Genomic DNA, 12,997 nt, shown 5'->3' on the forward strand with positions numbered 1-12,997 from the left:
TTAAACAAGATTACTAAAGGCATCTTAGCAATTATAATTGTTTCTAACAAGAATTCTAAATTCATATGATATTCATTTTTGAGATTATTAAGATCCACTTTCATCACCACTTTCATTTTATCATGTCCTACTCAAATGTAAACTTATTTAAGAATTCTCACACAATATTCTTATTGTCATATCTATGTAAATTTGTTAAAATAAGAACATTAGGAGGCATAAGTGATGGAATTTATTAAAAAGTTTGCTAAGGAGCTTAGCGTCTTTGGATTAGTTCTTGTTATTTTTTTAGGATTATTTATCTATCGGCAAGCAACTTTCAAAGATTATAAAACAATTACTCAAGATAAATTAACACAAATGGTTGAAGGCAAAGAAGATTTTGTTGTTGTATTAGGAGATTCTAGCAATACTACTGTTCAAGGATACCAAAGTATTATGACAAAATATACAACCAAAAATAGATCTACACCTTTCTATTATGTAGATACAAAAGATATTGATAAATTAGAAGATTATGTGAAAAAAACATTTGATTTAGAGGTCTCTTATCCAGTCACTCTCATTATTGAAAAAGGTGAAGTTGCAGCTAAAAAAGAAGGTGCAATGCAATATTATTCATTATATGATTTTGTAAAAGAAAATTTTAAATAAAAGGAATGGCTGAGCCATTCCTTTTCATATTCTATAAAATTTTATTTCTGATAAACTCTTTCTACACGTTCACTTACTAAACATGTGATTTCATAAGGAATTGTATGCAGTTCTTTAGCCATTCTTGCTAATGTCAAATGATCACCAAAAATCTCAACAAGATCATGAACTTTTACAGTTTCATCAACTCTAACCATAACCTGATCCATACAAACTCTTCCAACAATTGGATAATAATGACCATTTATATAAACCTTTCTTCCTTGATTAGCACGAATAAAACCATCAGCATACCCAATTGGAAGTGTTGCTATAAATTCATCTTCACTCGCTGTATACGTTAACCCATATCCTATACGTTCACCTTTTTTGACTTTTTTAACCATCGCAACTTTTGTATAGAGTGACATCACCTGTTTTAATTGTTCACAATCATCACCTGCAGGATCTACTCCATACATTGCAATTCCACATCTAGCAATATTAGATTTTGGTTCTTCATGATACATCATCGCTGCAGAATTTTGACAATGTATATATTGGAATGAATGTTCACCAATAATCTCATAAAACATTTTCAGCTGATCATGATAAGCATCAATTTGTGTTTCATCATCAGCAGTTGCAAAATGTGTAAAAACACCATCAATTTGAAAAATAGGCTTTGAACATATTTTCAATACTTCTTCAAATTCTGCCTTAGATTTTAATCCTAATCTATTCATTCCTGTATCTATTTTTAAATGTACTTTAACAGGATGAGAATGATGAAATAAATGAATAATTTCTTTCATATAGTCTTTTGAATATAAAGTGAGACTAATATTGTTTTCAATTACCATATCTAAATCTTCTAAAGGAATTGCTCCTAATACAAGAATATCTTGTTGAATACCTATTTTTCTTAAATCAATCGCTTCTTTTAAAGTAGCTACACCAAACATTGATATATGTGGATGATCCTTCAAAACATTTGCTATTTCTTTATATCCATGTCCATATGCATTCGCCTTAATAATCGCCATCATAGGCTTTTTGACTTTTTGATATAATAAATCAATATTATCTAAAAGATAATCCAATCGAATCACTGCATACGTATCACGATAATGTGTCACAGTAACACCCCTTTTCATTGTTCTAGTATAGTCCAAATCCTAGATTGTTTCAAGAAAAAATAGGGTAAACACCCTATTTTACTTGAGATGACTGCATGCTTGATAAAACGGCAATCATTTCTTCTTTTGTTAAATCATTAGAATAAAGTGAACAAACAACACCTGAAGAAACATAAGTCATTTGATTATCATCATGAAAAGCAACACCATCAATTAAATCTATCATATCACTTCCAATTGTTTGAACGTTAATTTTATCATCAGTTGTAGATGAACTTTCAATAATCGTAAATGATTTATCACCTGTAAACTTTAAAATATGATTAGTTGTATTATCAATTTTAGACACTTTTTCATTTTCTAATGTAGAACCCATTAAAGCGACTGGATAGAGTGGTAAAGATGATGAAGCAGTATACTGAGTTTTTGCTTCTTTCATAATATTATCCTGTACAAAAGCATCTTTTTTGATATCTTCATTAGCTTTAAATGATGACACAGTCAATTTAATCACTTCTGTCCCATCTTGATCATAAACTGTCACATATACTGGTTTTAATTCCTTATCAAACTTGACTTCCTGACTCTTAACACGTTCATCATTTTCATAAGCAATATCACCATGTGCCAAAAAACCATCCTTTACTTTTTCAGGTTTATTATCTTTTAAAAACGATAATAATGATTGATAGATGTAAGGTTTCGGTGAATTGTTAGGCCATTCACTTTTAAACTGAAATGCTTGATTCAAAGATGGCGTTAAAACAAAAACTCCATCATCATTTCTGACAATCACTTGTGCCTGATTTAAAGATTTATCATAAAGTTCAACTTTATAATAATCATGATCATCAATTTTAGCAAATGTAGAAGTCACCTGATATGATTTTAATTCATCATTTTCAAGCATCTCCATATTGCAAACCATTTGATAACTTTTATAAGCATTTGCTTCTTTTAATAGTTTGTCCAATGATGATGATTTAAATTTAAAAAAACAAAAACCTCCAATTAAAACAACGACAACACCAGCAATAATTGCAATATATTTCTTATTCATCATTAATCCTCCTCGTCATATTTTATGAATAATGTCATGTTTTATGAATAAAGATGCAATGTTTGGTTATACTATCATTAGGAGGAGTAAACTATGAACGTTATTCAAAAGATTGCATTAGTCTTTACAATCATCGGTGCCATTAATTGGGGGTTAATTGGTTTATTCAATTTTAACCTCGTTGAAAGTATTTTTGGGACTTCATTGTTCAGTGCTATTATCTATATGATTGTTGGTATCGCTGGTATCATTAACATTATGTTATTGTTTACAGATTTAGATACAAAATAATGGATATGCCATGCATACCCATTATTTTTTTGGTATAAAATCTATTAATTTTCCAGTCTTTAACATAACTCTTTTTTTATGTTTAATAAGTGATAACATAGGAATATCAGAATCTGAATCTGAATATCCATAAGAATTTTCATAATCGATTTCAATATTTAAGGATTTCAAATAATTCTGAATACGATGAATCTTTTCACCATCCTTACAGTTTTTCCCAATCACAATATTGGAATGAGGTTGTGTCTGTGTTGCCAGCAAACAGTCTATAGGAAGATCATTATATTGCATATATGCTTCTACAGAAGCAGTACATAAAATAACTAAATAACCGTCTTCTTTTTTCTTTTTCATTTCTTCTACAATATTTGGATAATATGTTGGCTGAATACACGCTTTATAAAAACACTGCATATCTTCCTCGCTCATATAGTTTAAGGGAAAAAGGATTGCAGACTTGGCTTTTTCAAATGATGAAAGATGCAACAAGTACAAAACATAATAATAAGCAACTTTAAAAAAATAAATAATATGTCCTGGATGTTTCATAATATCATACTCTAAAAGACGTGCAATTGAGTCACCTTGAGCAACTGTATTATCAAAATCAAATAATGCAACTTTTTGAAGCATTAGGCTATCTCCAAAGCAATTTCCATCATTGCCGTAAACGTCTTTTCTCTTTCTTGAGCAGTTGTTTCTTCACTTGTTACTAATGAATCAGAAACAGTTAATAATGTTAATGCTTTTTTCTTTAAATGAGCGGCTGTCGCAAATAAAGCATAAGATTCCATTTCAACACCTAGGCAACCCATTGATGCCCATTTTTGAGCAGCACCTTCATCAGCATGATAGAATATATCAGATGCAATAACATTCCCAACATGATAAGTTAAATTTTTTTCTTTTGCTTGTGCAACTGCTGATTCTAATAAATTGTATGAACTAATTGCTGAATAAGTTCCAGGTAATTCATATTGATGAGCAAAATTACTATCAGTGCATGATCCTTGAGCAATGATAATATCTCTTAAATGAATATCTTCCTGTAAAGAACCACAAGATCCAATACGAATAATAGCTTCTACTCCATATTGTGTAAATAATTCATAAGAATAAATACCAATCGATGGTTGTCCCATTCCAGAACCCATAATTGAGACTTTCTTTCCTTTATACAAACCAGTATACCCTAACATATTTCTCACAGCATTAAACTGTTTTACATCTTCTAAATAAGTCTCTGCCAAGAACTTCGCACGTAATGGATCTCCTGGCATTAAAACAGTTTTCGCAATTTCTCCTAATTCAGCTTGATTGTGTGGTGTTGACATGATTAATTTCCTCCTTCATGAAATGTCTTTCCTTCTTTAAATTTATATATATCCGTGATATCTGATGAAAGTTCTCGTCCTTCTATGGCATCATGCACTGCATCAACCATTTGCTGACTTTCACCAATGTCATATCCGATTTTAGCAAAGTATCCATCTAACACAATAAATGGAACACTTCCTGCATCACCTTCAAAAACATAATCTTCTAACAAACTACATGTCTTAGCATAAGCATCTAATGATTTCTCTTCATCAATATCCATTTCAATAATAATCATCTGATTGCCATATTCTTCCTCTAATAAAGGAACAACATGTTTAATAAATGACTGACAAACAGGACATGTCTTAGCAAAATAAACATATAAATAATATTGTGGACGCGATTGACATCCACTTAACAAAAGAATCAAAACACATAAGATTTTCTTCATTTATGACTCCTTATAAATGTAACGTAATCCACTTAATTCATCACTTAACGACTGATGATTAATTGCCTTTTCAATATCATCTACCAGATATTCTTCATCACCTGAAGTATAGCCTAATTTCGCAAAATATCCTTCTATCGCATAGAATGGACCATTGCCATACTCAGATTCATCAAAATCAACTAGCGAATCAATAATAGCATCATAAATAGGCTGTGTTGCATCATCATCTAAATCATATGATTGAATTGTCAAAGAATCTCCAAATGTCTTTTCTAAATAAGGTATAGCCTCTTTCTTAAAAGCCTTACAATTTGGACAAGTTTCAACATAGAAAAAAGAAAGAGTTACATGTTCTTTTAAAGTTTTTGTTGGTGTTGACTGACAACCCCATAATAAAAATAATGATAATAATAATAACAATATCTTTTTCTTCATGACAGTCTCCTTTATCATATATATTATAAACTATCTTGTTTTGAAAGTATACAAAGCATTTCAACAAAATTTCCCTCATTATGTTACAAAAACTGCTAAATATTATCAAATACTATTGATAAAGATAACGTAAATCACTCAATTCATCACTCAATGGTTCCTGATGAATCGCATGCTCGATATCATCTGCAAGATATTTTTCGTCACCTACTGTATACCACAATTTTGCAAAATATCCATCAACAGCATAAAAAGGATTACGACCATATAACTCATCATCAAAATCTTCCAATGAATAAATAACTGAATCATAAACAAATTTGTTTGCGGCATCATCCAAATCATAAGATTCAATTGTTATTGTATGCCCAAAGATTTCTTTCAAATAAGATATAGCATTCTTTTGAAATGATTTACATACTGGACAAGTTTTTGTATAAAAGAAATATAATGTCACATGTTCACTTAAAACCCTTGTTGGTGTCGATTGACAACCGCATAATATAAATAATGATAATATGAGTAATATCTTTCTCTTCATTATAGACTCCTTTATTTTTTATATTATAAACTATCTGTTTTTGAATGTATACAAAGCATTTGTATAAAATTTATCTAATTTTGTTGCAAAAAAATAATTTTAATAATATAATAGTGTCAAGGAGGATGAGAAAATGAATTTTGAATGGTCAACAAATGATATTGCCACAATGACAGTCACAGTTTATGAAACAAATTTAACGTTGAATAAAGCTGCATGCATGCATTTTGAAGATGTCAACTATGTCTTATTAGGGATAGACAGAAACGCAAGACAAATTGGTATTAAACCTGTGACCAAGCAGGAACTTGATGAAAATATTTACCCTGCTAGTCAACTCCATCGCATTTCACTAGGTAAAAGTTATGGTCGAATCTCCAACAAATCATTTGTTTATGACCTCGCTCAGGAATTCGGATTAGATTTTAGTGATAATCAATGTTATAAGTATAAAGCCACATATGATGTTGTACATTCAATTATGATTGCACAACTATAAGGAGGGAAATCAATGTCAATTACTTTTATATGGACACTTGTCTTAGTGATTTCAGTAATTGTCGAAGCTATCACTGTAGATCTTGTAAGCATCTGGTTTGGATTAGGTGCCATTGCTGCTTTAATTGGAGAATGGCTTGGTTTAAGTCAAGCTATGCAAATGGTTCTCTTTGCAGTTATTTCAGTTATCTGTATTATTGTCTCAAGACCATTAGCAAAAAAGTATTTAAGAGGAAATACAATTAAAACAAATTTAGATCGTATTATTGGTAAACATTGCTTGGTTACAGAAACTATTACTGCCGATAATAAAGGTGAAGTCAAAGTCATGGGTAATTTATGGGCTGCGACAAGTTTAAATAACGAAAAAATTCAAGCTGGTGAATATGCTGAAGTCATATCTATTGAAGGTTCACATGTTGTTGTTAAAAAAATAAATATGGGAGATGAAAATATATGTTAGATTTTATAGTTAATTATTTATGGATTGTGATTTTAATTGTTTTAGCTATCATTGTTATTGCGAGAACAATTCGTATTGTGCCCCAATCTTATGCTTATGTTGTAGAAAGAATTGGAGCTTATAATCGTACATGTAATGTTGGTTTACACATTATGATTCCTTTATTAGATAGAATTTCTAATAAAGTTTCATTGAAAGAACAAGTTATGGATTTTGCACCACAACCTGTTATTACAAAAGACAATGTAACAATGCAAATTGATACTGTTGTCTATTTCCAAATTACTGATCCGAAGTTATTCACATATGGTGTTGTAAGACCATTAAATGCTATTGAAAACTTAACAGCAACAACATTACGTAATATTATTGGTGATCTTGAATTAGATGAAACATTAACATCAAGAGATATTATTAATTCAAGAATGCGTTCTATTCTTGACGAAGCAACTGATCCTTGGGGAATTAAAATTCATCGTGTTGAAGTAAAAAATATAATTCCACCTCGTGATATTCAAGAAGCCATGGAAAAACAAATGCGTGCTGAACGTGAAAGACGTGAAGCTATCTTACAAGCAGAAGGTAAGAAAACAGCTGCTATTTTAACTGCTGAAGGTAAAAAAGAATCTATGATTCTAGAAGCCAATGCAGAAAAAGAAGCGCAAATTGCTCATGCTACTGGTCAAGCTGAAGCTTTAAGATTGGTTTATGAAGCACAAGCCAAAGGTATTCAATATATCAATGAAGCCAATCCTGATCAATCTTATTTAACATTAGAGGGATTCAAAGCATTAGAAAAATTAGCTGTTGGTGAAGCAACAAAGATTATTATTCCTAGTGATTTACAGGGATTAGCAAGTACTGTGACGTCTATTGCAGAACTTGTCAAAGATCCTAAAAAGAAATAATATAGAAAAAGACCTTATTATGAGTACCCATAATAAGGTCTTTTATTTTTTTCTAAAGATAAAACTAACTCCAGTTTCTCGGTTCATTGCGCTGACAGTATACCCAAACATATCCGATATCTTTCTGACAATTGATAATCCTAACCCAAATTGACCTTTAACACCCTTAACATAAGGATCAAATAAGAAAGGAAGTATTTCTTCATCAATGCTTTCCCCATCATTGTATATTTCTAAATATCTTTCTTTAAGAATAATACTAATTTTTGATTGTGCATAACGTGATGCATTTTCTATAATATTTTCAATAGCAACACGCCAATGTTCTTCATCACCGACAAAACAAACGTCCTCTAAATCAGTCTCTAAAGAAACATCAGGCTTTAAAGCATCCATTTGAGTGACTATCTTCTCTATTAACTGCTTCATATCAAAAGTTCCAAGTTCAATATTTTCACCATTTAAATAGTCTAAACGATTTAAATATAAGAATGATTTGACTTTATGTTCTAATCGATCCGCATTTTCTAAAATAATATCCATTGAACTATTTTTATCACCATAAGGATATATATCATCTTTGACACTTTGACTATATGTTTGAATCAAAGCAATAGGTGTTTTTAAATCATGTGAAATATTATGAATCATTTCTTCTTTAATACTTTCCTGGCGATCTAAATCCTCTTTCATTTCTACTAATGCTTTAGAAACAACACCTATTTCATCCGCTCTATCAATAACTAACTCACTCTTTTTTCTTTCTTTAATACCATCAATATAATTTTTAATTTTCTTTAGTGGATTAATTAAAGTCAAAACCCAAAGAATCATGACGATTGCAAAAATAACAAAGAATCCATATTGGATATATATAATTTGATTTCTTAATGATGTAATTAATTCGGTTGAATAACTACTATTCACAATAGAAATTAAATAATAAGATGAATCATCTGTAAATCTTGTAATCATATAATAAAATGTTTCATTAGCATAAATACCCTTATTTTTAATCTTATTCACAGATGAAGTCTGTATCTTTTCTAAATCTTCTTTAAATAAATCATTATATAATTCATAAACAGCCTGCTTAGGTTCAATATTCGTTGTCACAAAAGCATTGGACTGATGATTATAAACAATATGAAATGTTGGTTTATCTTGACGACTATTAGGCATATACCCATCAAAATAGGCATATTGCGACATACTCAAGGTTTCATACATTTGTTTATCAATAATAGAACTTAAATTATAATCAACGAGTGGCATCATAACTGCCACCAATAATAATCCAACAAAACTTAAAACAACGATGAGCTGCTGAACAAGAGAAAGTTTTTTCAAAAAGAACAAACGTTTCAATTTATTCTTCATATTAATCTAAACGATAACCAAAGCCATAAATTGTTTTAATATTCAAGTCTGGCATCTTCTTTCTCAAACGACGTAAAGTATCATCAACAACTCGATCACTTCCAAAATAATTTTCATCCCAGACCTTTGATAAAACCTGTTCTCTTGAAATGGCAATTCCTTTATTTTTAATGAAATACAATAATAATTCATATTCTTTTGTTGTTAATTCAATTTCTTCATTATTCAATAAAACTTTACGTTTTTCTTCATCAATTGCATAACCATCAATATTAATTAAAGCTGGATCATCTTTATAAACACGCTTTAAAACATTATGAATTCTTAAAATAACTTCTTTAATATTAAATGGTTTTGTAATATATTCATCACTACCCTTTTCAAGCCCAATAATACGATCAAATTCTTGATCTCTAGCACTCATAAAAACAATGGGCATATCAGGTTTACATGACTTGATTTCATTCAATAAATCAAAACCACTATTCTTATCCAACATAATATCAACAATCCATAAATGAACATCATCATCCTTATGTAACAATGCCTCTTCATAAGTATAAAAAGAATAAACAATATATCCTTCTTTTTCTAAATATGTTCTCACTAAATCATTTAAATTCTTTTCATCATCAATAATATTAATACGATACTTCACTTCAATCACCTCTCTTCCACTATATACAAAAGATTGCCATATAATATGGCAATAATTTGTGATAATATGTGAAATTACATTATTTTTCTACTGCATAGCCTTTTTCTTTAATAACATTAACAACCTTTAATACATATTCATGACAAATTTCATCACTTTGTGCTTCAACCATTACACGGACAACTGGTTCAGTTCCACTTTCACGAACGAGGATTCTACCATTTTCACCTAAAAGTTCCTGCACTTCTTTTACTGCTTTTTGAACATCAGGATCATCCTGTGCTTGTTTTTTATCTGTCACACGTACATTAATTAATAACTGTGGATAGATTTCAACAACTTCAGTTAATTGAGCTAAAGTTCTTTTATTTTCAACCATTGTTTCCATAATCTTCAATGAAGTTAAAATACCATCACCTGTTGTTGCATGTTTAGAAAAGATAATATGACCTGATTGTTCTCCACCAATACAGTGCCCATTTTCAACCATGTTTTCATAAACATATTTATCCCCAACAGCTGTCTTTTCATATTTAATACCAACTTTTTCTAGTGATTTATATAAACCAAAGTTACTCATAATTGTTGTAACAATTGTATCATTCACAAGTTCACCTTTTGCTTTCATTTCTAAACCACAAACATAAAGAATGAGATCACCATTAACAACACGACCAAATTCATCAACCGCAATACATCTATCTGCATCACCATCATAAGCAAAACCAACATCTAATCCATTATCTACAACATATTTTTGTAATACTTCAATATGTGTTGAACCACAATTTGTATTGATATTTGTTCCATCAGGCTGATTATTAATCACATATGTTTGTGCTCCTAATGCATCAAATACACTCTTTGCAATAGCGCTTGAAGAACCATTTGCACAATCCAATCCCACCTTCAAATCTTTAAATGCACGTGTTGGAATACTCATGAGATAACCAATATATCTATTTCTTCCCATTGAATAATCTACTGTTCTTCCAATATGATCCTTAGTAGCATAAGGAATAGGATCTGTTAATCCATCAATATATTGTTCAATTAAATTCTCTACTGTTGCCTCTAACTTATGCCCCTTACCATTAATAATTTTAATACCATTATCATAATAAGGATTATGTGAAGCTGAAATCATAATACCACAATCAAATTCTTCACTTCTTACAACATAAGATACTGAAGGTGTTGTTGTCACATGTAATAAATAAACATCTGCACCACTTGCTGTTAACCCAGCCACAAGAGCATATTCAAACATATATGAACTTCTTCTTGTATCTTTCCCAATCACAATCCTTGCCTTATGATTACGAGAATAATACCACCCTAAATAGCGACCTACTTGAAAAGCATGTTCAACAGTTAAATCAACATTCGCTTCTCCTCTAAAACCGTCTGTACCAAAATATTTACCCATTTTATCTAATTCCTTTCAATATTTATTGTAATACGAGATGATGATAATAATTCAATTTTTAACTTCTCATCATCCACAGCAACTTTGACATCGACCTTTCTTGTACCAATTTTCAAAGTATCTACATCAATTGTTGCCTGTATATTGTCAGCTGTTAAAGCTGCAATCTTTGCTTCTGTTCCTGTCACTGAAACAGACGCATAATCGCCTTCACCAGCAAATGACACTTTATAATTCTTTTCGTTATTTAAGACCTTAATAGGAATCTTATCAAACTTTTTCGTAATCACTTTTTCAATTTCAACAGTGACACTAATATCATTCGTTGAAAATTTATTAATTCCATTTTCTTTCTTTAAAGATGCATTCATAGTTGATGTAGACTTCAAATCACTCACATCAACATCTACACTCACAACAGAAATGTCTTTAATGAGATCTTCAACACCATATATTGTGACTTCACTTTGTGAAAGAGAATAATTAGCAATCTGATATCCTGTTGGTATATCTCCTATAAAATTCGCCTTAATCGCAACTGTCTTGCTATAAGAAGCAACATGACACTGAACATGAGCTTTCTTTGCTGATATTTCCACATTCATTTCTTTACCATTACCATCATATGCTTTGATTTCAGCATTTTGCTCAAAAGCTTCAGTTTTTCCAGACACATCAATACATGCAACAACTTTATCAACCTTAGCTAAAGTGTTTTCACTCGCACGTAAAGTTACACTCTTCAAATCTAACTGTTCAACACTGACTGAATACTTGTTATCAAGTTCATCTTCATTAATAAATTGATATCCTAAATCAAATTCCTGAGTGACCTTCGGCAACAATTTCACTTTAACAGAGCCAGGCACTAACATAACTTCAAGTGTATCCGGAAAATTACGCGATTTTAAATTCAGTGTATATTCACCTGCTGTTAAGTCTTTTAAATCAACATACACCTCATAATCCTTCGTGAAATTTGTCTTGTAAATATCTAACGAAGGTCCTAATAAAACGATGTTTGCTTTTTCAGGCAATCCATTAATTTCTAAAGAATCGTCTAAATTTTCAACTATCACAGGAACATTTTCTAACTTAGATCCTGAAGTTGGACTCGTAATAATATCTTTTCCAGAAATACTATAAAAGAGAACTCCTGCCATTGCAAAAGAGAGAATCATAATACTAGCCTTACTAGATAAAATGCGATCTAAAGTTTTATTAATATAATTATAAAATCTTCCAACAGTATCAAACGTTTTTGTTTTAGTACTATTCATATTTTCTTTTGTTGCATTCTCTTTATGAGACTTCTCTTTTTCTTTTTGGACAACTTTTAAGAAAAATTCAGTTGTAGAATCATGAATATCTTTTCTATCTTTTTGATTTCTAGGACTCATGAGACTGACCTCCTTCATCACCAGATTTAAACCAGCTTAATTCATTCACAAGAGATGCTCTTAATTCCTTAGTAGGAACCTTTTTTAATTCTCCATTCATTGCAAATGAAATGGTTCCGGTTTCTTCACTTACAACCACGGTCAATGAATCAGTTATTTCACTAATCCCAATTGCAGCACGATGACGTGCTCCATATTTAGGGCTTAATTCTTTATTCGTTGGTGGATAAAACGCTGCTGCACAAGCCACACGATCTCCTTGAATAATTGTTGCTCCATCATGTAAAGGTGTTCCTTCCCAAAAAATAGTTAAAAACAATTCACTCTTAATATCAGCATCAATCTTTGTCCCTGTATTAATATAATCCATTAAAGATTGTGTTCTTTC

At 30.5% G+C, this 12,997-nt stretch carries 17 protein-coding genes; 5 read left to right on the forward strand and 12 right to left on the reverse strand.

Annotated elements, in window-relative coordinates; all coding sequences use genetic code 11:
• Window positions 1-225 precede the first annotated feature (225 nt).
• A complete protein-coding gene (locus BN350_RS08130; RefSeq protein WP_028043152.1) occupies window positions 226-654 on the forward strand; it encodes a hypothetical protein in 429 nt (142 codons plus the stop codon).
• Window positions 655-695: 41 nt separating this feature from the next.
• Here the strand turns inward: BN350_RS08130 and alr are convergent, their stop codons facing one another.
• On the reverse strand, window positions 696-1,772 hold the full coding sequence (alr, locus tag BN350_RS08135; RefSeq protein WP_028043153.1) for an alanine racemase: 1,077 nt from the start codon (window positions 1,770-1,772) through the stop codon (window positions 696-698).
• Window positions 1,773-1,845: 73 nt separating this feature from the next.
• Complete coding sequence (locus BN350_RS08140; protein ID WP_028043154.1) at window positions 1,846-2,832, reverse strand: LolA family protein; 987 nt, start codon at window positions 2,830-2,832, stop codon at window positions 1,846-1,848.
• 93 nt (window positions 2,833-2,925) lie between these two features.
• Between BN350_RS08140 and BN350_RS08145 the strand changes: the two genes are divergently transcribed.
• Complete coding sequence (locus BN350_RS08145) at window positions 2,926-3,123, forward strand: DUF378 domain-containing protein (protein ID WP_028043155.1); 198 nt, start codon at window positions 2,926-2,928, stop codon at window positions 3,121-3,123.
• Between the two features lie 21 nt (window positions 3,124-3,144).
• Here BN350_RS08145 and BN350_RS08150 read toward each other — a convergent pair whose 3' ends face one another.
• The 5 genes from BN350_RS08150 to BN350_RS08170 all read right to left on the reverse strand — a co-directional run bounded on the left by BN350_RS08150 (window position 3,145) and on the right by BN350_RS08170 (window position 5,873).
• A complete protein-coding gene (locus tag BN350_RS08150) occupies window positions 3,145-3,756 on the reverse strand; it encodes an HAD family hydrolase (protein WP_028043156.1) in 612 nt (203 codons plus the stop codon).
• Entirely contained in the window at window positions 3,756-4,457 is a 702-nt protein-coding gene (deoD, locus tag BN350_RS08155; RefSeq protein WP_028043157.1) for a purine-nucleoside phosphorylase, read from the reverse strand. The genes BN350_RS08150 and deoD overlap by 1 nt, the downstream gene beginning before the upstream one ends.
• Before the next feature lie 2 nt (window positions 4,458-4,459).
• On the reverse strand, window positions 4,460-4,894 hold the full coding sequence (locus BN350_RS08160; protein ID WP_028043158.1) for a YbbN family protein: 435 nt from the start codon (window positions 4,892-4,894) through the stop codon (window positions 4,460-4,462).
• On the reverse strand, window positions 4,895-5,332 hold the full coding sequence (locus BN350_RS08165) for a hypothetical protein (RefSeq protein ID WP_044600210.1): 438 nt from the start codon (window positions 5,330-5,332) through the stop codon (window positions 4,895-4,897).
• Window positions 5,333-5,444: 112 nt separating this feature from the next.
• Window positions 5,445-5,873: a hypothetical protein gene (locus tag BN350_RS08170; RefSeq protein ID WP_028043160.1), complete on the reverse strand. Its 429-nt coding sequence runs from the start codon at window positions 5,871-5,873 to the stop codon at window positions 5,445-5,447.
• Window positions 5,874-6,006: 133 nt separating this feature from the next.
• Here BN350_RS08170 and BN350_RS08175 point away from each other — a divergent pair, with 133 nt between their 5' ends.
• The 3 genes from BN350_RS08175 to BN350_RS08185 are packed head-to-tail and all read left to right on the forward strand — an operon-like array spanning window position 6,007 to window position 7,742.
• Window positions 6,007-6,372 carry a hypothetical protein gene (locus BN350_RS08175; protein ID WP_028043161.1) on the forward strand — a complete coding sequence of 122 codons (366 nt, stop codon included), beginning with the start codon at window positions 6,007-6,009 and terminating at the stop codon, window positions 6,370-6,372.
• Window positions 6,373-6,384: 12 nt separating this feature from the next.
• A complete protein-coding gene (locus tag BN350_RS08180; protein WP_028043162.1) occupies window positions 6,385-6,834 on the forward strand; it encodes an NfeD family protein in 450 nt (149 codons plus the stop codon).
• Window positions 6,828-7,742 (forward strand): SPFH domain-containing protein, encoded by a 915-nt coding sequence (locus tag BN350_RS08185; RefSeq protein WP_028043163.1) that lies wholly within the window; start codon window positions 6,828-6,830, stop codon window positions 7,740-7,742. Before BN350_RS08180 ends, BN350_RS08185 begins: the two co-directional genes overlap by 7 nt.
• Window positions 7,743-7,784: 42 nt before the next feature.
• On the opposite strand, the gene BN350_RS08190 is transcribed toward BN350_RS08185, so the two are convergent.
• The 5 genes from BN350_RS08190 to BN350_RS08210 form a co-directional block, all read right to left on the reverse strand.
• Window positions 7,785-9,122 carry a HAMP domain-containing sensor histidine kinase gene (locus tag BN350_RS08190; RefSeq protein WP_028043164.1) on the reverse strand — a complete coding sequence of 446 codons (1,338 nt, stop codon included), beginning with the start codon at window positions 9,120-9,122 and terminating at the stop codon, window positions 7,785-7,787.
• Between the two features lies 1 nt (window position 9,123).
• Entirely contained in the window at window positions 9,124-9,780 is a 657-nt protein-coding gene (locus tag BN350_RS08195; protein WP_028043165.1) for a response regulator transcription factor, read from the reverse strand.
• Window positions 9,781-9,859: 79 nt separating this feature from the next.
• Window positions 9,860-11,209 (reverse strand): phosphoglucosamine mutase, encoded by a 1,350-nt coding sequence (gene glmM, locus BN350_RS08200; RefSeq protein ID WP_028043166.1) that lies wholly within the window; start codon window positions 11,207-11,209, stop codon window positions 9,860-9,862.
• 5 nt (window positions 11,210-11,214) lie between these two features.
• Entirely contained in the window at window positions 11,215-12,609 is a 1,395-nt protein-coding gene (locus BN350_RS08205) for a CdaR family protein (protein ID WP_028043167.1), read from the reverse strand.
• Window positions 12,599-12,997: diadenylate cyclase (locus tag BN350_RS08210; RefSeq protein WP_028043168.1), on the reverse strand; the 399-nt coding region annotated here is incomplete at its 5' end. The genes BN350_RS08205 and BN350_RS08210, both read right to left, overlap by 11 nt.

This window comes from Candidatus Stoquefichus massiliensis AP9, assembly GCF_000455285.1.
GTDB lineage: Bacteria > Bacillota_I > Bacilli_A > Erysipelotrichales > Coprobacillaceae > Stoquefichus > Stoquefichus massiliensis.